This is a genomic window from Paenibacillus sp. sgz302148, from assembly GCF_056120465.1.
On the sequence record NZ_JBVYOJ010000006.1, the window covers coordinates 128,255 to 154,680 of the forward strand.

24 protein-coding genes are annotated in these 26,426 nt (G+C 50.1%); 9 read left to right on the forward strand and 15 right to left on the reverse strand.

What is annotated here, in order from left to right; translation table 11 throughout:
* Window positions 1-688 precede the first annotated feature (688 nt).
* Window positions 689-2,116 carry a MocR-like pyridoxine biosynthesis transcription factor PdxR gene (gene pdxR, locus AC0LWM_RS10855; protein ID WP_474674951.1) on the reverse strand — a complete coding sequence of 476 codons (1,428 nt, stop codon included), beginning with the start codon at window positions 2,114-2,116 and terminating at the stop codon, window positions 689-691.
* Window positions 2,117-2,336: 220 nt separating this feature from the next.
* Between pdxR and AC0LWM_RS10860 the strand changes: the two genes are divergently transcribed.
* A complete protein-coding gene (locus AC0LWM_RS10860) occupies window positions 2,337-2,882 on the forward strand; it encodes a pyridoxamine 5'-phosphate oxidase family protein (RefSeq protein ID WP_474674952.1) in 546 nt (181 codons plus the stop codon).
* 185 nt (window positions 2,883-3,067) lie between these two features.
* Here the strand turns inward: AC0LWM_RS10860 and AC0LWM_RS10865 are convergent, their stop codons facing one another.
* Complete coding sequence (locus tag AC0LWM_RS10865; protein WP_474674953.1) at window positions 3,068-4,333, reverse strand: FAD-dependent oxidoreductase; 1,266 nt, start codon at window positions 4,331-4,333, stop codon at window positions 3,068-3,070.
* A gap of 116 nt (window positions 4,334-4,449) precedes the next feature.
* Here AC0LWM_RS10865 and AC0LWM_RS10870 point away from each other — a divergent pair, with 116 nt between their 5' ends.
* From AC0LWM_RS10870 to AC0LWM_RS10885, 4 genes are all read left to right on the forward strand, one after another.
* On the forward strand, window positions 4,450-4,905 hold the full coding sequence (locus AC0LWM_RS10870) for a MarR family transcriptional regulator (protein WP_474674954.1): 456 nt from the start codon (window positions 4,450-4,452) through the stop codon (window positions 4,903-4,905).
* Window positions 4,906-5,118: 213 nt separating this feature from the next.
* Window positions 5,119-5,511 carry a hypothetical protein gene (locus AC0LWM_RS10875; protein ID WP_474674955.1) on the forward strand — a complete coding sequence of 131 codons (393 nt, stop codon included), beginning with the start codon at window positions 5,119-5,121 and terminating at the stop codon, window positions 5,509-5,511.
* Between the two features lie 143 nt (window positions 5,512-5,654).
* On the forward strand, window positions 5,655-6,713 hold the full coding sequence (locus AC0LWM_RS10880) for a phosphotransferase (RefSeq protein WP_474674956.1): 1,059 nt from the start codon (window positions 5,655-5,657) through the stop codon (window positions 6,711-6,713).
* A 91-nt stretch (window positions 6,714-6,804) separates the two neighbouring features.
* Window positions 6,805-7,725, forward strand: coding sequence for a VOC family protein (locus AC0LWM_RS10885; RefSeq protein WP_474674957.1), 921 nt, complete (start codon window positions 6,805-6,807; stop codon window positions 7,723-7,725).
* A 112-nt stretch (window positions 7,726-7,837) separates the two neighbouring features.
* Here the strand turns inward: AC0LWM_RS10885 and AC0LWM_RS10890 are convergent, their stop codons facing one another.
* From AC0LWM_RS10890 to AC0LWM_RS10910, 5 genes are all read right to left on the reverse strand, one after another.
* Window positions 7,838-8,749: an AraC family transcriptional regulator gene (locus AC0LWM_RS10890; protein ID WP_474674958.1), complete on the reverse strand. Its 912-nt coding sequence runs from the start codon at window positions 8,747-8,749 to the stop codon at window positions 7,838-7,840.
* 151 nt (window positions 8,750-8,900) lie between these two features.
* Window positions 8,901-10,022 (reverse strand): response regulator, encoded by a 1,122-nt coding sequence (locus AC0LWM_RS10895; protein ID WP_474674959.1) that lies wholly within the window; start codon window positions 10,020-10,022, stop codon window positions 8,901-8,903.
* A complete protein-coding gene (locus AC0LWM_RS10900; RefSeq protein ID WP_474674960.1) occupies window positions 9,997-13,065 on the reverse strand; it encodes an ATP-binding protein in 3,069 nt (1,022 codons plus the stop codon). Before AC0LWM_RS10900 ends, AC0LWM_RS10895 begins: the two co-directional genes overlap by 26 nt.
* Window positions 13,066-13,244: 179 nt before the next feature.
* The gene (locus AC0LWM_RS10905; RefSeq protein WP_474674961.1) at window positions 13,245-14,270 is read right to left on the reverse strand and encodes a serine hydrolase domain-containing protein; all 1,026 of its coding nucleotides are present in this window, start codon (window positions 14,268-14,270) and stop codon (window positions 13,245-13,247) included.
* Between the two features lie 120 nt (window positions 14,271-14,390).
* On the reverse strand, window positions 14,391-14,804 hold the full coding sequence (locus tag AC0LWM_RS10910; protein WP_474674962.1) for a VOC family protein: 414 nt from the start codon (window positions 14,802-14,804) through the stop codon (window positions 14,391-14,393).
* Window positions 14,805-14,948: 144 nt separating this feature from the next.
* On the opposite strand from AC0LWM_RS10910, the gene AC0LWM_RS10915 reads away from it, so the two are divergent.
* Both AC0LWM_RS10915 and AC0LWM_RS10920 read left to right on the forward strand, forming a co-directional pair.
* Window positions 14,949-15,896: a helix-turn-helix transcriptional regulator gene (locus AC0LWM_RS10915; RefSeq protein ID WP_474674963.1), complete on the forward strand. Its 948-nt coding sequence runs from the start codon at window positions 14,949-14,951 to the stop codon at window positions 15,894-15,896.
* A gap of 124 nt (window positions 15,897-16,020) precedes the next feature.
* A complete protein-coding gene (locus AC0LWM_RS10920; protein WP_474674964.1) occupies window positions 16,021-16,479 on the forward strand; it encodes a helix-turn-helix domain-containing protein in 459 nt (152 codons plus the stop codon).
* Window positions 16,480-16,581: 102 nt separating this feature from the next.
* Here AC0LWM_RS10920 and AC0LWM_RS10925 read toward each other — a convergent pair whose 3' ends face one another.
* The 7 genes from AC0LWM_RS10925 to AC0LWM_RS10955 form a co-directional block, all read right to left on the reverse strand.
* Window positions 16,582-16,896, reverse strand: coding sequence for an antibiotic biosynthesis monooxygenase (locus tag AC0LWM_RS10925; RefSeq protein ID WP_474674965.1), 315 nt, complete (start codon window positions 16,894-16,896; stop codon window positions 16,582-16,584).
* Between the two features lie 44 nt (window positions 16,897-16,940).
* The gene (locus AC0LWM_RS10930; RefSeq protein ID WP_474674966.1) at window positions 16,941-17,972 is read right to left on the reverse strand and encodes a siderophore ABC transporter substrate-binding protein; all 1,032 of its coding nucleotides are present in this window, start codon (window positions 17,970-17,972) and stop codon (window positions 16,941-16,943) included.
* A gap of 138 nt (window positions 17,973-18,110) precedes the next feature.
* On the reverse strand, window positions 18,111-18,875 hold the full coding sequence (locus AC0LWM_RS10935) for an iron ABC transporter ATP-binding protein (protein ID WP_474674967.1): 765 nt from the start codon (window positions 18,873-18,875) through the stop codon (window positions 18,111-18,113).
* Window positions 18,872-19,819 (reverse strand): iron chelate uptake ABC transporter family permease subunit, encoded by a 948-nt coding sequence (locus AC0LWM_RS10940; RefSeq protein WP_474674968.1) that lies wholly within the window; start codon window positions 19,817-19,819, stop codon window positions 18,872-18,874. Before AC0LWM_RS10940 ends, AC0LWM_RS10935 begins: the two co-directional genes overlap by 4 nt.
* Window positions 19,812-20,762, reverse strand: coding sequence for an ABC transporter permease (locus AC0LWM_RS10945; RefSeq protein ID WP_474674969.1), 951 nt, complete (start codon window positions 20,760-20,762; stop codon window positions 19,812-19,814). The genes AC0LWM_RS10940 and AC0LWM_RS10945 overlap by 8 nt, the downstream gene beginning before the upstream one ends.
* Window positions 20,763-20,891: 129 nt before the next feature.
* A complete protein-coding gene (locus AC0LWM_RS10950) occupies window positions 20,892-22,460 on the reverse strand; it encodes a helix-turn-helix domain-containing protein (protein WP_474674970.1) in 1,569 nt (522 codons plus the stop codon).
* A gap of 305 nt (window positions 22,461-22,765) precedes the next feature.
* Window positions 22,766-23,416 carry a TetR/AcrR family transcriptional regulator gene (locus AC0LWM_RS10955; protein WP_474674971.1) on the reverse strand — a complete coding sequence of 217 codons (651 nt, stop codon included), beginning with the start codon at window positions 23,414-23,416 and terminating at the stop codon, window positions 22,766-22,768.
* 76 nt (window positions 23,417-23,492) lie between these two features.
* Here AC0LWM_RS10955 and AC0LWM_RS10960 point away from each other — a divergent pair, with 76 nt between their 5' ends.
* On the forward strand, window positions 23,493-23,672 hold the full coding sequence (locus tag AC0LWM_RS10960; protein WP_474674972.1) for a hypothetical protein: 180 nt from the start codon (window positions 23,493-23,495) through the stop codon (window positions 23,670-23,672).
* 41 nt (window positions 23,673-23,713) lie between these two features.
* On the opposite strand, the gene AC0LWM_RS10965 is transcribed toward AC0LWM_RS10960, so the two are convergent.
* Window positions 23,714-25,201 (reverse strand): DHA2 family efflux MFS transporter permease subunit, encoded by a 1,488-nt coding sequence (locus tag AC0LWM_RS10965; RefSeq protein ID WP_474674973.1) that lies wholly within the window; start codon window positions 25,199-25,201, stop codon window positions 23,714-23,716.
* A gap of 310 nt (window positions 25,202-25,511) precedes the next feature.
* Between AC0LWM_RS10965 and AC0LWM_RS10970 the strand changes: the two genes are divergently transcribed.
* Complete coding sequence (locus tag AC0LWM_RS10970; RefSeq protein WP_474674974.1) at window positions 25,512-26,390, forward strand: immunoglobulin-like domain-containing protein; 879 nt, start codon at window positions 25,512-25,514, stop codon at window positions 26,388-26,390.
* Window positions 26,391-26,426: the final 36 nt, after the last annotated feature.

The window sequence follows — 26,426 nt, forward strand, 5'->3', positions numbered from 1 at the left end:
TCTCCTTTAATTGCTTGCCTATTCGTTCCGGTTTCACAAAATTTAGGGTTGCCTTCAAGTGCACTTTTATCCTTCTTTTATTGTTTCATTCAACATTTGTCCCTTTCATCCCCGGGTCGTCCAACGTATTAATGATTACAAATGACAGTAAGGAGTGAGGACTTTTTATGGCATTGGTTCACAATCACACTGTTTCCAATCGGATATTACTGGCAACATTCAATAAAAATTGGAAAAGGAAAAGAGTGTCGGATGGGCATGTAGTTTACATTTCGACTGCGAACAAAGCGGTTATTGAGCTGCTTGTCAGCGGAATGAAAAATACAGTAAAAAGACAGTTCACGAAAGGTGAAAGGATATTTGTCGTAGGTGGGACATTCCACTTTCCACCCCATATACGACTGTAAAAAACGGCTTAAGGTGCAAGCACCGCATGTGGACGATGATCTGTATAATCTACTTTTCGTATAGAAACAATATATAAAAGACGCCTCCGATAGCTGGTTTTTGAGGCGTCTTTTGTATGTGGGCGGACATAGTTAAATCCAAGACCACCTGAACCTTTCGCGGCAGCATCGTGTTGTTCCTTTATTTAACTCTCGACCCAAGAGCAGCTGCCATACGCTGCTCCATTCCCGTTCCCGTTAACTCAATATCAATTCTCCATCGCCTTAACTCCCGTGATTCCTTAGATAATCTCCGCAAGCCTCTTTACGCCCTCTTCGATCAGTGAGCTTTCTACGTTTGCAAAACCGAGCAATATCCCTTTTCGGTGACATTTGAAACAGTACGGGCTCAATGGAAATACACCGACACCTTTCTCCAAAGCTTTATATACAACAGCAAATTCATCAAAAGATTGATCTGCCTCGAGCAACACATGCAAGCCTGTTTCTGTCCCGCTGAAAGTGAATAAACTTCCCAGGTTATACGCGGCTAACGACTTTATTAATTTCCGATGCCTTTTGTAATACAAGCTTCGTACTCTTCTAATATGCTTCATAAAATCTCCGCTTACAATAAACTGTTCGAGTGTATGTTGTTCCATGATCGAGAGATGGCGATTGAGGAGATCTTGCAATTTTGCTAGGCGTTCGATCGCACTTTCGGGACCCACGATGGCCGATATGCGAACGCCTGCCGCCAATGTTTTGGAAAAGCTAAGTAAATACAGCACGTTCGTATTATTCTGCGATAATAATGTCGGCAATGGGCCTCCTCGATAACGAAATTCTCCGTCATAATCATCTTCGATAATCCAGGCCCGGTTCCGCAAGGCGACATCCAGTAGCTCACTTCGCCTCTGGGCGCTTAGCAGAACTCCGGTCGCACATTGATGAGAAGGCGTAACGAAAATAAGCTTCGACAAGGAGGAAATCTGATTGACAACGATTCCCTGGTCGTCGACAGGAATACATTCGACATTCATTTTACGAAAAACCATCGACGCCCATGCAGCCGGAAAACCCGGGTCTTCTACAGAAACAAGCTCCCCTTCCTTTAATAGACCTTGAGTGATAAGGTCCATGCTCTGGCGAGCACCCGAAGTGAGCAAAATTTGCTCGGTTTTGACGTGGATTCCTCTTTCAAACGCCAAGTAATTCCTTATTTCGTCGCGTAAGGTGTAGAGGCCATACGGGGGGGCTGTTCCCCAATCGACAGGCTTCATCAGTTTTGAAGCTCGGTTGAACGCTCGGTGCCATGATTGTTGAAACGTGGAGTCGATAAATGTATCATGAAGCCGAAAATCGATTTCAATCTGTTGATTTGGGTGTGAGGGAAGCCAATTATTTACGCGCTCCGAAGCTTCTTGCAGCAGCGAATACTGCGGCATAACGGGTTGAGAATCCCTCTCCGGCCGAGAATCGAAGGCCTCATACATAGAACTGATCCGCGTTCCACCGCGGCGGAACGTTGTCACATAGCCGCGAGCTTGCAGTTCTTCATATGCGATCTGTACGCTCGAACGTGAAACGCCAATCTGATGAGCCAATTCCCTGCTAGGTGGGAGTCGCTCCCCAGGGTGCAATTTGCCGCTCGCGGAAAGTTCAATCACCTGGTCTACAATCTGTATCCAGATCGGTCGACGATCATTTTTATTCACAGTTATATACATCGTACTTCTCTCCAATTTAAATATGGATTGCTCAAATCGTGTCATTATGGATATAGTATACCATCAAAAATAAGATAGTATAAAAGCACGAAGACGACATGGAATGAGAGGAGGAAGGACGGAAAGGCGATATGCGAACACTATTTTCAAAGTCACCGACTGATGAATGATTTTTGGATTGCGTATTATTCTATTGGAAAGAGAAAGGAAGCGGAGCAATATGAGACCCATGATTCATGCACAAAGAAACTGCGAGGATCAGGAAAAGATAGACCTTTTCTTGACAGAAACCCGAACCGGCTTATTGGGCTTGGCAGATGGACTTCAACCATACGTCGTGCCGTTGAATTACGTCTGGTTGAATAAATGCATTTACTTTCACGGGTTAAGCAGTGGTAGAAAGATTTCCGCCATACAGCAAAATAATCTCGCATGCTTTACAGTATTCGAAGAGTACGGCACCGTGACCGATCCCGTCCCAGCCAAAACGGATACTGCTTATATGAGTGTAATGCTGTTCGGAAGCGTAGAGAAAGTTGATCAATTGGATGTTTCAGCAGAGGTTCTTCAACAATTCTTGAACAAATATGTACCGGGCTTTTACGACCGGCCGTTATCGAAAGTGCATGTCGAGAAATATCGTTCCTCCCTTGACCACCAGGCAGTATCTGTATATCGCCTGCAACCGCATAAGATAACAGCGAAAGAGAATCCTGTAGACAAACAAAACATGTTTTACTCCGGTCGATCGGTTTCCGATACCTAAAAAACTACAGATACCTTTTCTTATCTCCGGCAATTTTCTTTAGCGCAACAAAGTGCAGGGTTTCCTCTCAGAAAGAAGGGCCCTGCACTTTGTTATTCTGCTCTTTCATGCATGATAGCTGTCCGACCCTTCCCTTTTGCCTTAACCCCAGTTTCAGAAACAACATCTGCGTCGAGAATCATTTGTCATTCTGTTGTTAGTGGTTTGTTTGTAATTGAACGAACCCATGGTATTGCACGCAACATTACCCAATTTATTAGAGGATTCTTGATGTTGAATCGCTTCAACATCACCTTTGATGCTTCAACCTCACGAAATGCATACTTGCTCATCTCTTCTTGATAGGAGCTAACCGCCTTCTCAAGAGCTTCGCTTTGGATCACAGCTGCTTCAAGCTTCTCCGCAAGAAGTGCCGCATCACGCAAAGCTGTGTTACCTCCATGTGCTCCAGTAGGGGGCATGACGTGTACCGCATCTCCCATAAATGTTACTCTGGAGACCGGCCAACGAGATGGTTTTCTTGCTGCTCTTAATTTTACTGCCATAGTGTAATCAATGTCGGCTCGTTCCACAAAACGTTGTAGCACGGGGTGAAAGTCTCGGGTAATCTCCTGCGCAAATCGTTGTAACATTTCTTTACTAAGTTTTCCTTGGTGCTCTGGAGATTGCTCCTTTGGCAAGACAATTCCCCACATCACATAATCGTCAGTGCTTGGTGGTATTTGATCCATTCCGAAACGGGCAAAAGCTGTTTGTGGAGCCTCGCTGAACCTCATCGTAGTAAAGAAGAACCCTCGACTAGATGGACCCATAGCGAATACTCCACTTGTTTTCAGTGAACTAGGAACCAGCGAGCCTCCATTTTGAACGAGGGGCGTGCGACCAAAAATCCCCCAACTGTTCGTATCTTCCGGCTCACAGTCAGGTAAAAGTTGCTTACGTAGAGCGGAGTTCACGCCATCAGCACCTACTATGATCGAAGCATGGGTACAACTACCATCTGAAAAATGAAGGGTTGCTCCATCAGATGCTGACTCGGCACGTACCGCCTCTTTACCATAATGGACAATATCCTGAAGCCCTTCAAGCATAATGGTACGAAGTGTTTGGCGATCTACTTGCCGCGGTGTATGCAAGTCCATACCGCTCGGATCGCTTTTAAAAGTAAGTCTGAATACCTCGCCGAGCTTCTGGTTCGTTACCCGAAAGTAACCCGTCTCGTCAGTAGGCGAAGTGGTGGCAAGAAACAGCTTAAATAAATGAGGCGGCAGGCATCGCTGAAGCGCAGCAATGCCGTACTCGTCAACAGTGATCCGATATCCCTGGCGACGGACATGCGGCGCTGGATCACGTTCATAAACTTGCACAGCAAACCCGGTACGAATTAATGAATGGGCCAAGCATAGGCCGCTTAACCCAGCGCCGGCGATGGCCACTGAAATCTTAGGCATTTTTGATACATCTCCTTTTTAGAGCTTTAATTTTTTTTCAATTATTGATAAAATGTTATTTGATCTAAATTAATTTATCTCACGAGATAAGATAATCATAAACGGAGGTTATACAGATGTCAAGGGATCAAATCATAAACAATCTTTCGGAAGAATTACGAAATAACAGTACAGCAACGATCATGTTTCACCAAGCAATTGGTACGAAGTTAGGATTAAATCCTACGGATCACAAATGCCTTGATGTACTATTGAAGAATCAACCCATTACTGCTGGTCAACTTTCAGAATTAACTGGTTTAACAACGGGTGCTATTACAGGCGTATTAGACAGGCTGGAAAAAGTGGGATACGTCTTCCGGATGAAAGATCCGCAAGACCAAAGACGTGTCATTATTCACCTAGATCAAGAAAAGGCGGAAAAGGATATTATGCCTCTCTTTCGTCTATTTGGTAATGAAATAAATCAAATGTTATCGAGTTATGATGACGAGGAACTAAAAAAAATTGTTGATTTTATTAAACAATGTAATTTCTTATTAAAGGATTTTACAGAAAAAATGATTAAATGATACATGTGGTCAAGCCTAAACATGCACTGAAGGTCGTCGAAATACTCGGCGGCCTAGATGTATGTCATTCAATAACACACCACTTTGTATCGTTAGCTCGACGAATGGTCGAATAAAAGAGAATTTTCTATATAGTCTGCCCGACAAGGGATATACTCTTCTTGCCGAGAATAAGAATAGTAGATCTTAGTAAACGAGTAGGGTGGTGCAAATATGGCAATACGTAAAGAACAGACTATGCTTCATAGAATGAGCTGGATATTCCTTTTAATTACTGGAGTTGCGATCCTGGTCTTTGGAATATTAGTTGCTGTATATCCACGGACTGCAGGTCTTTATGATTTGGGATTGATACGAGCGCTTGGCATTGCAACGACAGGAATGGGGTTTTTCGGTACCGTAGTCACTCTCATACCGTACAGAAGAAAAGAAAGATGGGCATGGATTATTCTCTGGTACTACCCCGTTTTCTGGATATTACATTTGGCGGGCGGACTACCACCAGGAAATGATCATATCCATCAAGTTGTTTTTATTGTCATATCTCTCCTGGGATTGATGATTCCTTATAGACAATTCTTCCCGCGGAATTCCGTCGAATCTTGACAGAAGCGCCAAAAGATGACGTATCCCGGTGGGAAAGCGTCCGCCAATTATATTACGATCCAGTTTTTCCTCTTCCTCGTCTTCACCTTCAAATAAGATAAGCCAGATTGCAACTCCAATTAATAATACTCCTCCTATAAGCGATGCCCAATGTCCGATTAGCTGCCAAACCTGAACCTGATTTACTAGGAAAAAAACTTTATACTCCATTATTCAAAAGGGTGATCACTGTGGGAGAAACTAAAACAATTAATTCCATTGAGGACGAGATCATTAATGACCTCAGAGACAAGTTCGGATGGCATATTCAATCGGTAGAAGCAAATAATTTGGGGTACGGTAACATGAAATGGATCATGAAGACCGACAGCGAATCCTACTTCGTGAAGAAATATTGTAAAGTTAGGTACCGAAGAGGACTTGAGGATGTTCATGAAGCATTGCGATATCAAGATTTGATGTATCACGACGGTATACCTTGTCAGCCTGTATACTCGTACAACGATCGGTATATTCATCGTTTACAATCCGAAGAAGACTATATGATTACCGGTGTCAGTAAGGGAGAGCTTATCCAGGCAGGGACTGCTAATCTGCAACAAATGTATAGTCTTGGGGAAGCTACTGGAAGAATGCACGAATGGATGAGTACTCATATGCCTCGACGTACAGTTCTACATTGGGAGTTACCGAGCAAGCAGACTATGATTAGCAGACTAGAGAAAAATTTGCTTGAGACAAAGGAAGCTCATCACGAAAAATACGTGCAGGCCATTCAAAAACAAATGGAGATACTTAGTAGCCTAGACCTGGATATATTCAATACATGCCCTAAGGGTTGGGCCCATTGGGATATGCATGTTGATAATCTATTGTTTCACAATGATGGAGTAGCTGATATCGTCGACTTTGACCGAGTACAGTTTGTGTATCCTGATTTTGATATCTCTCGTGCGTTATTATCGTGTGCTCTTAAAGATTCCCAAATGCGAATGAATGCTATAGAGGCTTATGTAGAAGGATACAGGATACATAAGAGCTTATCCAACGAACAACTCGTTAAATCCATCAAGCTTACTTGGTATAAAGAATTTAAGTGGGTACATGCGATGTATAGCAGCGAAAAGACAATGGGACGCTTTATTGATGAGATGATTTGGATCGGGGACAACTGGAACGAACTGAATGAAATATTTATGTGAAAATTTTTTAATATCAACGTCAGGTTTAGTCGCCATCCGGCATCATTATTGAATGAAATAGAATCATGTCATAAACCTAGGAGGAAATCAAATGAATGAAATGACGGAACAAGTAGAAGAGAAAGTCTCAAAGACTAGAAGAGGGAGTTTTGATTTAACGTTCCCGGTACGTCTAGTATCTGATGTTAAAAAGTCTCAAGAATGGTTTCGCAATGTGTTGAAATGTAACGATATAAGCGGGTGGGGACATGCAACTAGGGAAGGAATGGGACTTATTTTATTGCAGGCAGCTTCACCGGAGGATATTCGTCCCAACGCTGTGCCGAAGAAGCGCTCCGATTATCCGACGGAATGGGAAGGCCCGGACTATGGTTGGGATTCTTTGATTTACGTCGAATGGGATAACCTTGATTACATCGTAGAGGAAGTACGCGGTAACGGCGGCAACATTGCGGTCGAGCCTTTTGAATACTCACACGGAGGCCATTCTTACAAGAAAGCTCATATTTCCGACCTGGACGGATACAACATGGTTTTAAGCGCAAGGCGCTCGCTAACAGACGAACCAAATAATCAAGATCAAGAAAATAAATTAAAAAAGACATTTCAAGTACGCCTTGTCTCCAACTTGAAGAAGTCGTTGGAATGGTACAGCAATGTATTAGGATGCGATGAGGTGAACAACTGGGGGTACGCACGGCGCGGAGAAATGGAAGTGATTTTACAGCAGGCGGCATCGCCACAAGATGTACGACCCAATGCTCAGTCCGGAAAAATTTTGGGCATCCCCTATACGTGGGAAGGTCCCAATGAACCCTGGGATACTTTCGTTCATACGCCATGGGAAGATGTGGCTCTTATCGTGGATGAGGTGCGAGGAAAAGGCGGTACGATTGGTATGGGACCAACTGAAAGTTCGGAAGATGGCTGGGACTTTGTGAATGCACAAATTTTGGATCCAGATGGGTATAGCATTATTCTCGGAGGAATGAGAAGAAGCAGTAACTCCTAAGTAAATATTCACATTATTCCGGAGCAGCTGCCGCGGCATACTGCTCCATTCATATTCCCGCTAATTTAGCGATTGTATTCAGACACTGCCTGACATTGAACAATCGTGCTTCCTATTGCTTTTCCTCAATTCGATACCATAACTCGCAATACTCATAACCGTCTTTGTTTGTACCATACATTTCGAAATTGCCGCCATCCAAAATATGAAAGTTCGAAGTTTGCAGCCATTCCGAAAATATCCGATGTTTTAATGAGCGCAAATCATAGTTGCCGCTGCCATTCCCGTCGTCTAATGTTGAGAATACCGCCCAAGTCGATGCCGGGACATCAACAACCGTATATCCATCGACCCTGCTGTTCTCCGATTTGTAACATCCGATCAGGTACGGGAAAGTGGTGTTGCTGGTAAACTTGTAGGAATCGTATGCAAAAACTGCTCCAAGTTCCTTGCTGAAATTGCCTTCGCTCCACCAATCCCCAATGACCGAGCGCTGTAATCTGTCGAACTCGCCATTCTTGCATATGTTTTGCCAAACCTCCGGGATCGAAACTCCTTGTTCGTTGGCAATATTGTCGATATTGTATACATCCTCTAACCCAAAAACTTGAAAAGCATCCCGTTTCTCAATTCGATAATTCATCCCGACAACTCCTTTTAAAATAATTTGAAAGGAGATGCGAGGATAAGCTTTTAACTGACTTCCTGCATTGCGCGCTGATGTGGGAGTCAATCCATGCAGATTTTGAAATGCTCGCGAAAATGATTCCGGTGTTTCATATCCATATTTCAAGGCTATATCAGTTACTTTATTGTTTCTGTTTTTTAATTCAAAGGCGGCGAGCGTAAGCCTTCTGCGCCTGATATATTCCGATAAAGGGATTTCGAGCACAAATGAAAACATGCGTTGAAATTGATAAACCGAACATAACGCAATTCTGGCGATCTCTTCATAATCAATATCATTTTCTAAGTTATCTTCAATATAGTCAATCGCATGGTTCATACGTTGAAGCCAATCCACGGCGATCCCTCCTTTCAATAGGAGCATATCATTGCGGCGGATCAAGCCGCCTGATTTTTCGTGCAGCAAAATATCAGATGATGAAAGTTTCTACAGTTTCTACTTTGAAATCATTCCTTACCGGTCAACTCCCCGATGCCATACATCCGGCTCACTCCGGCTTATCGAAGGAGACCAGCCCGAGCTCTTGTGCGAATCTGCGCTCCATGAGCGCGGTAAGTCTGCGAACTTCCGACGTATTGCCCTTCTCCCTTAGCAGGCGAAGCAGACGAGCATAATGCAGCTCGTTGTACGGGTCGAGTTCGATCAACTTGCGCAGCAGCTCTTCTTGATCGTATCCCTTATCATCCTCCAACAACTTCTCAAGCCAGCGTATATATTTCGTACGCAGCTCATGCCGCTTGTCCTCCGCCCATCCGTAATGCTCCGTCTCCAAATAATCCCCGCGGTACTTCGACATGAGCTCCCTTTCTTCACCCGGAACAAGCCGAACTTGTGCGATCAACGCTTCCAGCTGCTCTTTGTCGCTGACGACATGCTCCACTCGCATCCAATACCGCTCGTCGCCGAACATGATCATCTCGGGAAATCCAGCTTGCTTAAGCGTCGTTCGCAAATGATACATCGTCGTATGCAGCAAGGCTTGCGCACGGTCGGCCGTCGCCTCCGGCCACAAATCGTCCAAAATGCGGTTCCGATACACCGGCTCCCCGGCATGGTGCCACAAGTAAGAGAACATTTCCTTCGTTTTTTTCGTTCGCCAGGTAATTAACCCGCGATCCGGCCCGTACAGCTCCATGCTCCCGAGCACATGCAGAACCAGATGCGGCCGACGCCCGGTTTGCTCGCGGCCTTCGGCAGGAGCTGATCTGTCTATCGGATCGGCCGCGCCGGCCGCTTGCTCCAGCCGGGTCTTATCTCCGGCAAACCGCTCCAGCGTGCGCAGCAGCCGCTGCTTGGACACCGGCTTCAGCAAATAGCCGAACGCCCCCGTATCAAAAGCGTCGACGGCATACTGCTGATATGCCGTGACGAAAATAACGCGCGCCCCCGCACAAGCCGCATTAAGCTTCTCTGCCGCGGCTAGCCCGTTCATGCCCGGCATCTCGATGTCGAGGAATATCAAATCCGGCTGCAAGCCGGCGACAGCAGATAATGCTTCACCGGCATTAAGGTATTTGCCGACTACCTCAACCCCACCGGCTTCGTTCAGGACGATTTCCAATACATCAAGAGCGAGGGCTTCATCATCGATCAGAATCGCTTTTAACATACGTCCCCGCCCCTTCCGGTATGATGAATTTGATCGTCGTTCCCCGCCCCGGCTCGCTGCTCATATGCAGCTGCCGGCCATACAGCATGTACAGGCGACGGTTGACATTGCCGATGCCGATGCCACCGGCGCGATCGCTTCGCAGCTCGTCCAGCTTCCCGCCGTCCATGCCGGTGCCGTCGTCCGCGACCGAATATTCGATACCGCCGCTGCACCGGGCAACGGCTATTTCGATCTTGCCGCCCTCAGGCTTCGGACCGATGCCGTGGCGGACGGCATTTTCGACGAGCGGCTGGAGCGTAAGCGGAGGAAGCAGGCCGTACAGGTCCGGCTCGATCCGGAAGCTCACCCGGAGCCGATCCCCGAAGCGCAGCTGCTCGATTGCCAAATACGCCCGGACCAGCTCCAGCTCGAGCTCGATCGGCACAAGCCGCTCCTCGAACGTAAACGTAAACTTGGCACGCAAATAGGTCGTTAAATGATGAATCATTTCCCGAAGCTTATCGGTGTCCATATAGCTGAGACCAACAAGCGCGTTTAAGCTGTTGTACAGGAAGTGCGGCGTAATTTGCGCTTGCAGAAACTCGATCTCTCTGCGCACCGCTTGCTCCGATGACCGTTTCATCAAGTGCAAGGAATGCATGCGGGCTTTCAGTTCGGCCAGTTCGAACGGTTTATGCAATATATCGTTGGCTCCTGCCGCAAATGCGGCGATCATATCCCCGAGCTGACCCGATGCGGTCAGCATTAGAACCGGCAGCTCCGCATGGCTGTGCAGCTTGCGGATTTCCCGGCAGACGTCGAGGCCGGATATGCCCGGCATCATCAAGTCGACAAGCGCCAGATCCGGCTTCACGGAACCTTGGAGCCGCTCGATCGCCTCTTGGCCGCTCTGCACCGCGACGTATGCGACATTCATCGTAGCGGCGGCATCCATGATGATCTTCAGATTGGACGGCTCGTCGTCGACGATCAGAACGGTGAAATCCGGCGGTTCTTCCTCCCGCTTGATCTTGGACATCGGCGAAACGCCGGCGCTTTCGCCGACTGCTCCGGAATCTTCAGCGGCGGCCGCCGCTTCACCCCATGCATCCAGGATCGGCAGGGCGAAGCTGAATCGCGACCCGTTCCCGGCCTTCGACTCGACCGCAAGCGAGCTACCATGAAGCTGTACAAGCTGCTGCGTAATATTAAGGCCGAGGCCGAGGCCGCCGGGCGAGTGCGCGCCGCCTTCGCCGTGCTGGACGAAAGGCTGGAACATCGTGCTCCGGAATTCTTCCGGAATGCCGCGGCCTGTATCCGTCACGGAGACGACTAGCCGATCCTGCTCGATGACGGCGGAAATCGCCACCGTCCCTTGATCCGTAAATTTCAGTCCGTTCTCCAGCAGGTTATGCAATATTTGCCGCAGCCGGTTTTCATCGGCGAAAACAAGCGGAAGCTGGGCCGGCAGCTCATTTACCAGCTTCACTCGAGGATTCATCGGCGAAATCGACAGCGTCTCGATTACGAACCGCGCCGTTACGCCAAGGTCCACGGCCGTCTTGCGAATGCGCAGCTCGCCGTGCTTCATGAGCGACATGTCCATAATATCGTGTACGAGTCCGGCCAAGCGCCGGCCGACGAGGTGAATCAGCCGGATATTTTCCCGATGCCGCGGCTCAAGCGGAGCCGCGGCATCCTCGAGCAGCGATTGCGACAAATTGATGATGCCGTGCAGCGGCGTTCGCAGCTCATGAGACGTTTTGGCCAGAAATTCATCCTTTTGCCGGTCGTACGCAAGCAGCCGCTCCGTCAAGCTCTGGCTCGTCCGGAAAGCTTGCTGCAGCCTGTCCGACATGAGAAAAGCTTGCGAGAATACGAGCAGCAGCGGCGTAACGATCATCGCATACGGGTTGTCGAGCGCAAGCTCATACCGGAATTGTGCGATGATCCACGTCATCGTCAGGAAAAATACGCCTAGAGCAAGATAAGCCGTCCCATGTACATTCCGCTTTCGGCTGCGGAACAACGCGTAGAAGATGTTGCCCATCGTCGCCGTTTGCAGCACAATGTTGAACGGCATCGTATCGATGAAATATTCGTTCGGCAATACGACCAGAACGACAAAATAGACGTATACGACGCGGCGCAGCCAGCGGAAGAACATATGGTCCGGCTCGTTCAAATACCGGTAGACGTAGAAGCAGTAAGTCAAAAAGGTCAGAAACGAAGACAGAAACAATACTTTTTGCAAGAAAGGAAAAGGAATCGCAGGGTACAGAACAGTCGCCAATATTTCATTGTCGACGCAGAAGAATATCCCCGTCGACAAGCAGAACAAACAGAAATACATCAAATACGGCTCTTTGCGCCATTGCTTGAACATCCCGGCATAATACAGGCCGAACAGCAACATAGTCGTAATAAGCGCCATGTCGGCCAGACGGGAATTGTCGCGGCGCTCCATCAGCACGGGATTCGTGGCGAATTCCGGCGCCTGCACCAGACCGCCCACGAGCAGCTTATAGCTCGCCACCTGAATAACAATTTCGACCGTGCCGTCCTTCGCCTCCGCCGAACCGTAGAAGGGCAGATTGCTCGACGCGAATCCCGTCTCTCCGACGGACGGCTTCCCGTTGCCTCCTAGATCGTTGCCGTTCATATAGATATGGCTGGACATGCGAATTTTTTTAGCGCGCAGGCTATATATGTCCGGCTTCGGCAACCGGACCGTCAGTCGATACGTTCCCGCACCGTAACCGTCGCCGTGCGTCGCTACGATGCCCTGCCAGCCGCCCGGCACGTCTATGAGCTGACGCTTTGCTGGTGCGGAGTCACGGGCGAAATCCGAAGGCTGCAGAAGCTCGTCTTCGTAGAACTCCCACTCTCCTCGCAGCTGTACGGCGCCTTGCCCGGAGAAATCCCAATTTCGCAAATCCAGCACGCCGTCGTATGCCTGCGGGTAACCTTTCGCCGGGGACAACCAGCCGATCATCCATACGGCCAGGGCAGCGGCGAATACGACGAACATGCTTACAAAAACGGTAAATGATTTCGTCATAAGAACAGCCTCTTCGATCCTGATATATGTCCTATCATTAACAGCCTTAACAGTTCATATCATAGCATGATTCGCTGTAGATTTGCCCATCCTTGTTCTTAATTCCACGATATTTGGGAAACAAAAACAGCCTTGAACCCTTTATGCGGTATTCAAGGCATTGCTTCTTTAAGCTTCTTCTATTTCAAGCTGAAAATAAGGTCGTCGATCTTGCGCGCAGCCGCCGACGCGCCGTCCGTCGTATTGCTGATAACGTGCGCCCGCAGAGACGGCTTCGGATAAACCGAGGATTCCAAACCGACGCCTGGATCGCACCCCATCACGAAATATTTGAATATTTCACCCTCGATGACCGTGATCCAGACGCCATAACCGTATCTCGTATGCGAGCCCGCCTTTATATGAGGCGTCAGCATCCTCCGGGTAGCTACTTCGCCAAGTAACCGATAATTTAGCAGGGCGGACCAGAACTTGTCCATATCTTCCGTTGTCGTATATGCGCCGCCGTCCGGCTGACCGATGACAGGGATGGAGTAGATGTGAGTCCGCCAGCCTTGCCCGTCCGGATCGTCAATATACCCGAGTGCGGTCCGGCTCGGCAGCCGATCCAGCCGGAAGTATCCTGAATCCGACATGCCGCAAACGTCGAAGACGTGCTGCTGGATATAAGTGCGGAAGCTCACGCCCGTTACGCTTTCAATGATCAGTCCGAGGAGGATGAACCCCGCATTGTTGTAAGCAAACTGCGTGCCGGGACGGAACTTCATCGGCTGCTTCCGGAACATCGGCAGGAAATGCTCCGGCGATTCCATCGCATACATCGGATGCGCAGCCCACAGCGCGCCGTAATCGGTCATCGTCGCCTCGTCGAAGTAGTCCGGGATCCCGGCGCTGTGCGTCAGCAAATGATGGACCGTAACGTCGCGGCTGAACGAGGTGTCCGATAGATCGATGTAGTTTGCGATCGAAGCATCGTACGATAGCAACCCCTGCTCCGCCAAGCGGCAAATAGCGACCGCCGTAAATATTTTGCTGCCCGAAGCGGTCGCGAACCGCGTATCCGCCGCATTCGGCGTACGATCGCTGCGATTGGCAAGCCCGTACCCAACATGAAGGTGGGGGCGGTCATCCCCTCGCAGCATAACGGTGCCCGAAAATTCGGGCAGCGTCTCCATCAATTGTCGAACTTCATGGCTTAGTTCCACGATCGTCATTCTCCTTGTACTCTTCGCTTTCTTCTACGTTAACAAAAGATAGAAGAATCGAATAGACCATGGTTGAGTTAAATCGATTTTTCCTGCCGGCATAAACGAGGTTACTCAACTTTATCGCTGACGCTTCGTAAATACTTGAAAAGTAACGCCGAATTTGTCCGTCACCATCCCATAGGCGGGGCTAAAAAATGTTTCCCCCAGCGGGATATCCGCTTGACCGTCTTGACACAGCGCATCGTACAGCCGCCGGGATTGTTCCGCATCGCTGGATATGATACAGATGTTCAATCGGTTTCCGGCTTGAGGCGCCTGACCGATAAGCGTATCCGATACCATGAGCTCCGCTTCGCCGATTTTCAGAACGGAATGCGCAATCCGATCTTTCTCTTCCTCTGACGCGGGCTGCGGCCCTTCGCCAAACGTTTGCTTGAAGACTACTTTCGCGCCTAAAGACGATTCATAAAAATCGATCGCTTCCTTTGCGTTTCCGTCCAGCATAATAAAGGGAACCAACTGCTCAATCATGTTATAACAGCTCCTTGGATTCATTTATTTATTTAGAACAGCTGCACCGGATTGCCATGATCATTCGCTGTTCTTGGTTTTTATTGTAGTTTATAATAGTGACAGAGTTTGTCATAAACTAAAAAATAATCAAGGAGTATAGATATGTCGAAATCAAAACGGTTGTTGGAATTGATGATGACGGTCAACCGGAAGCGCAGGTTTAAAGTTCAGGAGCTAGCCGACGAGTTCGGCGTGTCGGCAAGGACGATACTGCGGGACCTGCAGGAGCTAAGCGAAATCGGCGTTCCGCTTTATTCGGAAGTCGGCCCGCACGGCGGCTATCAAGTGTTAAACGAGCGAATCCTGCCTCCGATCGCCTTTACCGAGGAAGAGGCCGTTGCGATCTTTTTTGCATGCCATGCCCTGCGCCACTATGCCTTCTTGCCCTTCGAAACGGAATCTTCTTCGGCTTTGAGCAAGTTCTATAACTACATGCCCGGAGACGTCAAGGATCGTATCGATCAAATGAAAAACCGGGTCGACTTTGTCACCCCGACGCGGCAATCGGCTTTTCCTTATTTATCGATTCTGCTGAACGCCGCGATCGAGCAAAAAGTCGTTCGCATCGAATACGAATCGCGGGAAGGGACATCCGGCAGGCTAATCCAGCCGGTCGGCATTTATGCGAGTAATGGCATATGGTATTGCCCGGCCTATTGTTTTCTTCGTTGCGAGTTCCGCTTGTTCCGCTGCGACCGAATGCATTCGGCGGATGATGACGACTCGGATACGAAGCCGCTGGATCTTCGGCAAGTTCACTTGGGCAACCGGAAGTCGCTTATCAAATCGGAGCAGGAGGATGTGTTGCTGGATGTGGAGCTGAGCCGGGAAGGAGTTCAGCGGTGCGAGGCGGAGTTATGGCTGGCGCCGAATCTGCATATCCGCGAAGACGGTACAGGGCAGCTGCAGGTCAACGTTCCGAAGAGCGACATTCCGTTCTTCGCGAAGTTTTTTATCGGCTTGGGCTATGAAGCGACGGTGCAGCAGCCACCCGAACTGCTTGATACGATCAGGCGGATCCTCTCCGATTTGATGGCTAAGTATAGCTAAGAACGGTTCCAACATCACAGGTTACATTTTGATACGTCTTAGCACGTATTGTTACATTTAATCCTATACAATTTATCCAATATGAAATATAATGTGATCAACATCGAAAATGGAGGTGCTTCTATTGGCTGATTTATACACCGTGGATCAGTTGGCCCAAATGCTCGAAATGCACCCCAGGACCATCCGGCGTTACATTCGGGAGCAGCAGCTGAGAGCGTCCAAGGTTGGCGGAGAATGGAGAATTCGGAAGGAGGATGCCGAAATGTTCATCGGTGGTCGGCTCAAGGAATTTAAGGCGGATGCAGCGGACGACGTGCAAGCTTTCATCCAAGGGACGGGAAGCGAAGCGGAAGGCAAACTTCAAGTATGCTCCGTTATGGATTGTTACGTCAGCACGACGGAAGCCGTGCGCATATCCGAGGTATTCATGAGACACATGAACGAACCCGATCCAAACCGGGGAAAAGCGAAATTTCAATACTTTTATGTCGATGAGGAGAAGAAAGGGCGCTTTATCGTTTGGGGTACTCCCGCATTCGTCGGAAAAGTGCTGGCCGCCGTCGGCGAAGCCGTACATTGATCTCAGTTTTACTCCTGCATGCATGAAAATAAACGAAGGCGCGAACCCCTCACCAAGAGGAGCTCTCGCCTGTTTTTTGGATGATGGCCGCCAACCTAACGTTTAATTGGCCTTCACCGTTTTTACCTCGTACATGTTCACCGTCGAGCTGATCACGTATTCCGGAGGCGTCTGCCCTTTGTTGTTGCGGTGGCCTGCAATGTGCTCGGGGCTTTTCTCCCAGTTTTTCCACGCTTCTTCGTATTCCCAGCGGATCATCACGACGACCTCTTCATGCTCCTTCGTCCGCTTGTTGACCATGACAGTAATATCAATCAATCCTTCTCTGCCATCAAGCGGCCCCTTGGTGCTGAAGCGTTCCACCACTTTGTCCGCATTGCCTGGCTGCACGGTGATCGTTCTTGTTTGAATCATCATCGTTTTTAACCTCCATTCGAATCGATAGATCCTTCTTTATTCGACTATTGGACGGCTTGTGCCGCTTCCTTGACCATCTCGCCGTTCGAGAGAAGCCCGCCGCCTGACAGGTACCAATAACCCGGATCCAGGTATACGATTTTGCCGTTTTTGAACGCATTCGTATTTTTCACAAGATCGTTTTCGATAACTTCCTTCGCCGGCTTGGCGCCTTCTCCGCCCGCTACGGCGTCGCGGTCGATGACGAACAGGACGTCCGGATTTTTCTCGGCGATGTATTCGTTCGAGATGCTTTGGCCGTGATTGGATGCTTCGATTTTGTCATCCGCCGGAGCAAAGCCGAATACGTCGTGGATAACGCCGAAGCGCGAGCCCGGACCGTATGCGCTAATTTTGCCGCCGGTTGTCAGAATGACCAGCGCTTTGCCCGCATTCGCCGCTTTGCTTTTCAGCTCCTGCGCCGCATTGTTGAACGCCGTGACCTCGTTTGCCGCTTCCGTTTCTTTGGAGAATAGCTGGGCGATTTTGTTCACGTTATCCGCAAAGGATTCGCTGAATTTCGAATAATCCAGCGTTATTTGGATTGTTGGAGCGATCTTCTTCAACTCCGCGTAAGCTTCTCCCGTTCTACCTCCAATGAAGATGACGTCCGGCTTCATTTTGTTTAGCTTCTCGAAGTCCGGCTCAAACAGCGTGCCTGCATCCTCGTACTTGTCGGCTTTGTACTTCGCGAGATATTCCGGCAAGCTCGATTTCGGAACAGCCGCAACCTCGACGCCAAGCTTATCCAGCGTATCCAGCGTGCCGTATTCGAATACGACGACCTTCGCCGGATTTTTCTTTAATGTTTCGGAACCAAGCGGGTGCTTGATCGTAATTTCGTCGGATGCGCTTGAAGAGGAGCTTTCGCCCGCGGATCCTTTCGATGTATCGCCTGCGCTTGCATTGCTGCTTTCGTTCGTCGAAGCGGGCTTGTCGGCCGATGCCCCGGAATCGCCGTCTTTTTTGGCGCCGCATGCGGACATGACGACCGCAAAAATCAAAGTCAGAATAAGCAGAGAACATGTTTTTTTCACAGAGAACCACTCCTTATTTTTTATAAGAAAAGCTTCTATCCGAAGCCCTTTCCACGACGAATGACCCTGCGTAAGAGGAAGCTTTTCTTGCCAAATAGAATTTAATACACTGCGTTATCTGTGGAAAACTTATAAATTCTATTCTGGTAAAAAATAAACGCAAATTTTGTTGCCATCCACCGTATGTACGGGAATATCCATATCGTAAATTTCTTTCAGAACGGCCGGTTCGATCATCTCGTCCGTCGTGCCTTCCTTCACGATAGTTCCGTCTTTCATCGCGACGATGCGGTCGGAATAACACGAGGCGAAATTGATGTCGTGCAGGACGAGCACCACCGTTTTACCCAGCTCATCCGTCAAGCGCCGCAGCACCTTCATAATTTGAACGGAATGCTTCATGTCCAAATTGTTGAGCGGTTCGTCAAGCAGCACGTATTCGGTGTCCTGTGCGAGTACCATCGCGATAAAAGCTCTTTGCCGCTGGCCTCCGCTAAGCTGATCGAGGAATTTGTCCTGAAGCGACGCAAGCTCCATATAGCGGATGGCCTCATCCACATGCCGTTTGTCTTCGTCGGTCAGTCTCCCTTTGGAATGAGGAAACCTGCCGAATTCGACCAGGTCGCGGATCGTGAGCCTGACGGTCAAATGGTTGGATTGCTTCAATATCGAAATTTTGCGGGCGAGCTTGTCGCTGTCCGTGCGCTTGATATCCATCCCGTCGATCAGCACCTCGCCTGCGTCCATCGGCAGCAGCCGGCTGATGGCGGAGAGCAGCGTGCTTTTGCCGGCGCCGTTCGGTCCGATGAAAGATGTGATCCGCCCTTTGGCAATGCGGACCGAGATGTCGTGAATGCCGTGTTTGTCCCCGTAACGCTTCGTTACATTTCTAGCTTCAATCACTTTTTGTTCTCCTTGAGCAGTAAATATAAGAAATAGATGCCTCCCGCAAAATTAATGATGACACTGAGCGACGTCGAAAATGTGAACACTCGCTCGACGATCAGCTGTCCGCCGACCAGCGCGATGAAGCTGACCAGCATCGTTCCCGGAATGACGACCGCATGGCGAAACGTTGCAAACAACCGGTACGTCACGTTGGCGACGAGCAGCCCGAGGAACGTAATCGGCCCGACAAGCGCCGTCGAGATCGAGATCAGAATCGCCACCGCAGCGAACAACCGCTTGACGGTTCGATCATAGGGAACCCCAAGGTTCACCGCATGCTCCTTGCCGAGCGCCAGCACATCCAAGTACTTGTACTCCCGGTAGAAGAACAGCATCGCCATTACGCTTAGCACCGCCGCAATAATCAGAATATCGGTGTTCACATTGTTGAAGCTGGCGAACATTTTATCCTGCACGACCGAGAACTCGTTCGGATCAAGCAGCATTTGCAGAAACGACGATATGCTGGAGAAAAACGTGCCGCAGATAATGCCGACGAGCAGCAAGAAATACAGATGGTTGCCTTCCCTGCGAAACAGCAGCTTGAACAGCAGGCCGGCAAACGCCGTCATGCCTGCAATGGCGAGCAGGAACTGGATGTTTTTGCCCATCAAGGTAAGCGTCGTTGAACCAAAAACAAAAACGACGGCGGTATGCAGCAGCAAGTATAACGAATCCAATCCGATCAAGCTCGGCGTCAGAATGCGGTTGTTCGTCATCGTCTGGAACACGACGGTCGAATACGATATGGCTGCCCCTGTCAGCAGTACTGCCGCTATTTTTTTGCCCCTGCGCGGGAGGACGTAGTCCCAGTTGCCGCTCGCATCGATCGTCATGAATGCAATCATGAGTCCGACCGCAAGGACTCCGAGCGCAAGAAGCTTCCAGTTGTCACGCATAAGATTGTCTCCTCAGAAGCAGATAAAGGAATATCCCGCTGCCAAGCACGCCAACGACGAGGCCGATCGAAACCTCATACGGGAAAATGATCACCCGGCCGAAAATATCGCATGCCAATACGAAAATCGCTCCGAGCAACGCGGTATGAGACAAGCTGCTCCTAATATTGTCGCCCCGATACATGGAGACGATATTCGGGATAATCAAGCCGAGAAACGGCAGCGAGCCGACCGTCAGCTGAATAACCGCCGATACGAGCGCGACGATGCCGAGCCCGATGTTGACGACCTGCTTGTATTTCAAACCGAGGTTCACCGCAAAATCCTCGCCCATCCCGGCGATCGTGAACCGATTGGCGAACGCATAGGCCAATACGATCAATGGCACGCTGACGTACAGCATTTCGTAACGGCCTTGCAGGATTACGGAGAAATCCCCGTGCAGCCAGCTGGACACGCTTTGCATCAAATCGTATTTCAGCGCCAGAAACGTAGTCGCCGCTCCGACGATACTGCCGAACATGAGCCCGACGAGGGCGATCAGAATCGGATCGCGAAACTTCACTTTATTCAAGATCCGCATAAAGACCATCGTACCGAGCAGCGCAAAGGCAAAGGCGATGATCACCTTCAGGTAAGGCGGCGCATTCGGCATGAGCAGCATCGCAACAAGCACGCCCAGGCTGGCGGAATCCGTCGTGCCGGCCGTCGTCGGCGATACGAACTTGTTCCTTGCCAGCTGCTGCATAATAAGTCCGATCACGCTCATCCCGACACCCGCGATCAATATGCTGACCAATCGCGGAATCCGGCTGATCTGCATCACCTGCATCTGCTGCTCGGTCATGCGGAACAGATCCAGCGGGCTTACATCCGAGACCCCGACGAATAAAGAAACAAACGATAGCAGGATTAACAACAGCCAAAGGTATAAAAGCTTCATCGCCCTTTCATGATGATGGTCATCGGCCCTCCACGTTAACATTTGACGTTGATAATGATTATCATTACCTCTTTCAAGATCACATCATACAGCAAAAAAAAAGAAACCGGAATGGATTTTCCGATTTCGTCATGGACTTTTCTTTTTGAGCCGATGATCCGGGTGAACGAGGCTTACAATTTGGTCGACCAGCCTCTCATGCATCGCGGCGTTGTACAGGAACGGTTCTTCCATCCGGATGAACAAGATGGCCTTCTTGTGGCGATTTTTCTTGAGCCGCTTCCATTCCTGCTCCACTTGCTCGCAATATCGATCCGATGCAGGCAGTTCAACCAGGAAAATCGCGTTGTCGCAATCGAGCGCGGCTGCTTCGCGAAGCGTGGGGCAATCCACGAAGCCGACCGCATCGGCGGCCGGAGGAGCCATGAACCTCAGCTCATCGTAGAACAAATCGGTCAGCTTCCGTTTTTGCGTGCCGTACAGCCGGATATTATGCTCGCGAATGCCGACTAGAAGGAACGGCGTATCCGGATAAGCGCTTCGCACATGCTGGCGGGCGTTGTCGGTTTTCCGCTCGAAATCCGCAAGCCACCGCTCCGCGACGCTCGTCAGATCCAGCAGCCGCGCGAAATCGAGCAGTCGTTTCTTCCAGGAATACCGGTGCCAGTAGAACATCGATACCGGGGCGATACGGGACATTTGCTTGCGTAGGTCGTCCGAGATCGGTCCCGTTAAGATCAGGTCCGGCCGAGCTTGCTCGACTTCCCGAATGTACCGCTCCCTGCTCCCGGCATCTAGGTCCCAATCCCTTGGCAGCGTAACGCACGGCGTTATGCCGAGCACGGCCAAGTCCCCTGCGAAGACGGGACATAACACGGCTACGGAAATTTGAGCCTTTGCGGCATATTCCGTCGGGGCAAGGCCCATATATTTTTTGAACAGCCGGCTGAAATAATATTCGTCCGAATACCCGACCGAATGAGCGGCTTCCGCTACGGATACCTCCGGGTCGGCCAGCAGACGGAGCGACGCCCCGAGCCGGGTCGAGATAAGAAACTTGAGCGGGCTTAATCCGGTACGCTCGCGAAAAGCCCGGTAAAATTGACTGGGCCCCGCCCCGGAGCTTCGGGCCATTTGCTCCATATCGAGCGCCAAGTCGTAATTTTCGAGCATCGTTTGCTTCGCTTGCTCGATGAATCCGCCGATTTCGCCTTTATTCAAATGCGGCTTTGGCAGCGATTTCAGATAAGCGCCGGCGATGGCGTACAGCCGGGATTGCAGCTGCCAATCGTCGGATAAACTCCCCGCCCGATCGTCCGCCGCGAAATCGGAGTACCAGTTTTTCATCTGCGGCATCTTGAATATCGCGGGCGCGTGATCGGCCTCAGCGAAGCTTGACGGCCGGCCGGATTCATCCAGGCATCGGAACGAGACGACGAGTACCCGGGCATTCGAAGAGGAGCGATTGCACAAGGTAAACGCCCTGCCGGCAGAGACATAAAACATCTCGCCGGATGTGATCTCGGCGCGCCGGTCTTTGGCGGGTTCATGCGCTGCGGCAAGGTCCGCATCAAGGCAAATTCCGAAGCGGTGCAGTTCATTGACCTCGAATCGATGAACTTCTCCGCCGCCCAGCTTCGTCTCACGCGCTTCGATATACTGTAGGAATAGCTTGACTCTCTCTGCAGCTCTGTTCATTCGAGCGACTCTCTCCTCTCCACTCCACTCCGTCCACATGTATATAGCTTTTACGATTTTAATTGATAATGATTATTGTCGTCAACGAAAAAAGAGGCTGTCCGCAGCCAGCATGTGGCGTTTAGGACAACCTCATTCGTTTGTGCGTCGGACTTTATCTTTTGCCGAAATCCCCTTCGCTCAGGTAAGTCTGTATCTCATTGCGTTTGCGGAGCAGCCCTCTTTCGCCGAAATCCCACTCGCTCAGGACGTACCTTGAGTAAAGTTTTATTTGCAAAAAGACCGGTTCGAGACATTAAGACGCCTTACAAACGGTTAATATCGCTGCGGATCGAAGGCGGCGTTTCCGGGGCCCCCGCTCCCCTTTCGACCACGCCGTACAGGAAGATTTCAAATACCTTGCCCGTGAATTCCCTCATGCTCATATGCTCCGGCGTATGCGGGTTTTGCGAGAATCCCCGGCGAATCATCTGTATAAAAATGAACAGCACTTCCGTATCGATATCCATGCGCACGATTCCGTCGATTTTGGCCATCCGAACGAGCTCCCGGAATATCGGCAGCACCTTGCTTAACCAATTATCCGTGAGCTTCTGCACCAGATCGGGATAATCCTGAAGCAGCTCACGCGTGAACTCGGACTGAAAGAAACGGTCGTATACGTTCACGTCGAATATTTGCAGAAACGCTTGCTGAGTCATCCGACTTTGCTTGCCTTGCTCCACAAGCTTGGCGAGATTACCGGATTCGACTTCGACGAGCCGCAGCAGCACCGGTTCCAGAATATCTTTTTTGTCGGCAAAATATTTATAAAACGTCCGTTTACTCACTTGAGAGTGGCTGACGATTTCTTCAACCGTAACGGCACGTATTCCTTTTTTCAAAAACAATTCCTCGGCGGCATGCACCATATCTTCCCGCTTCCGCGAATGCTTCTGCGTTTGTTCCTGCGGCATGATTGTACCCCCTGCTTCTCGGCAAGACGTTAACTGCTGTAATAGTTAGGTTCATTATAACAGGAATGGACATGAAATGCCGAAAGAAGCGCGGGAGCATAGCATAGCGAATTTCACACCGAACGCTGCTCGCAGCTCGGCATGGCACGGATCGACGGCGGTCACCCCGTATGGCCTCGGCCCTGCTGAGCTTTGCGGTTTTATCGCTCACGGCGTTTGCCGGATTGCCGTCCTCTACGCTGCTCGCCTCCCGTGACTGGGAAGGGTACCGCCATGCGGGCAGACAGATTCCCGATGTCAATGCCCCATCATCATTGCTTTGCCGGCTTCATCCGTAGTTTGCGCCGATGCGTCTTCCGGCTGCTGCTTCGGCCTGCGCAGGACGATGCCGAGAACCGCGCCCAATGCCGCGAGCCCCGCGGCCAGCAGGAACGTATCACCGAAGGCCGATACCGAAGCGGCTAACGGATTATCCGCGCCGGCGAGGCGGTCGGTCATGCGCGTGTTAAGGAAGCCGGTCAGCCCTGCGACGGCGAACGAAGCGACCACCTGCTGCACGGCCGTCGTCATCGGCGTCACGCGACTCACCAAATGGCGCGGCGCCGCCTGCAGCACGTGCGTGTTGATCGCCATCATCGCGAGCCCCATGCCTGCGCCGATCAGCGTAAGCGCCGTGATGACGTACGCCGTGCCGGTGTCCGGCGCAACCTGCGACAGCATGACCAGCGCCCCGGTAATGATCGTCATGCCGACGATCGCAAGCGGGCGCGCGCCGAGCTTGTCGAACAGCTTGCCGCCGATCGGCATCGTGAGTCCGGAGGCCAGCGCCTGCGGCAGCAGAATCAGTCCCGTGTCGAGCGCGCCGTAGCCTTTGAAGCTTTGCAAATAGACCGGGATCAGCACGATCGCGCCGATCAGCGAAATTTGCGCAATCCAGGAGATGACGATGCCGCGGGAAAAGTCGGAGGAGCCAAACGCCCGCAGCTCCAGCAGCGGCTGCTTGTGACGAAGCTCGACGATCATGAACAGCAGCAGCGTTACCCCGCCTACGATCAACGCGGTGATCGTCTCGGCCGACGCCCAGTCATGCCCGCCCTCGCTTACGCCATACGCGAGCGAAGCAAAGGCGATCGGCGCTAGGATCATGCCGAGAATGTCAAGTGAAGGCACCGCCTTGCGTTCCACCTTCGGCAAATGCCGCATGCCGATCAGAATGGCGATAACGCCGATCGGCAGGTTGATCAGGAAGATCCAATGCCACGAGGCATATTCGATCAGCCAGCCGGCGAGCACCGGACCAAGCGCGGGCGCAAGCAGCATCGGCACGCCAAGCATGCCCATGACGGAGCCTATTTTGCCCGGAGGCGCGATCCGGAAAATCATCGCCATCCCGATCGGCGCCACCATGCCGCCGCCAAGCCCTTGGAGGATGCGATACAGGATCAATTGCTCGGCGGTTTGCGCAACGGAGCATAGAACCGAGCCGAGCGTAAATAAAGTAATCGTGACGAGAAAAATTCGTTTGGCGCCGAATCGGTCCGTCATCCAACCGGCCAGAGGAATAACGGCCGATAAAGCCAGCGTATAGCCGGTAATCGTCCATTGCATCGTCAGAACGGTCGTTTTGAACTCATCGATAAAGCCCGGCAAAGCGACGTTCACGACCGTACTGTCGAGGATAACCATAATCATCCCGACAATGACGGCGAGCAGCGGGCCCAGCAGCGATTTGATGGATACCGTCTCCTCGGTGCTTCCTTGCTCCGTAACTGGTGTAGAAGCCATGTTTTCTCCACTCTCCTTTTTGGTATACAACATTATATTATTTCGTTTACCTTATAGAACAAATGAGGTTCTGTTGTTTGCTAGAGTTTCTCGATATAGGATTACCTCTTCCCTCCTTATCGGAGTTAGATTCACATATTCATTCAATATAATGTATACGATTATAAATTATTTCGTTTACTTTTTCTATAGATTTTGAAAAATAAAACACTCCAATCGAGTGTTGGTCGCTTAGTACACATTAAATAACTTTTCGTGCGTAACAATTTCCTTCATTTCGACGTCTCTAGAAAAGAAGGGGGGACTACGCATGCGCAAGCTGATAATCATGATCGTTTTTTGTCTTGTTCTATCCTCATGCGATACAAAATCCAGTTCCGATTCGGAAATCGCCACATCTGCTGTGGTAAGTGCCGATGTTGATAAATTATCAAACATTACAGGCAATCCGGACGTGGTAAAACCCTCCGCCATGCTCCCACAAGAGCGTGCCTTAAGTGCCGCTAACGATTATAGACCCAGGACAGGCAAATGGTTCGAGGACGTGAATGGATTTAGCCTTATTACTTCCATCACTTCTGGAGAAACGGCAGCCGGCGACGAGGCAAGCGTTTCATTAGGCAAAATTCCTGAAGGTCGCACCGTTCACTTTCAAGTCACGAGCCGGGATTCAGCAGGTAAACGAATCGAACTCTTGAAGGAACATGTGGCTGATATTAACAATATGGTGAACGGAAACGTTATTTTCACTTTTAAAATGCCCGAATCTCCTAGCACAAATTACTTACTCAGCATCGAGATTCTTTCCTCTAAGGACGTTGTTGAGGATACGTTGATCTCGCCTCTTTTTGTGCCATCTCACGAACTCAACGCTCGTCTTAAAGTCGATGCTCCCGAGAAGGATTCCGACCGGACGACATTAACCCTTTTTAATGCCGGTCCCACCGATCTATATTTGGGTTACGGGTACGAGGTTTATCGCAATGAGCCCAAGGGATGGAAGCTTGTACCTTTAAACGATGGGGAAATTGAATCGATAGCATTGCACGTAAAGCCTGGTCAATCGTTCCATGAAAATGTTCTGTTCTCGAAGAAGCTTGAACCGGGGCAGTACCGTCTCGTGAAGCAAATCGAAGGATACAAAACCGATCTTTCGGCTAGATTGGCTGCGGATTTTGAAATTCGTTAGCAGCAGTTTATTGTTGACTAGTCCAACGAAAACACT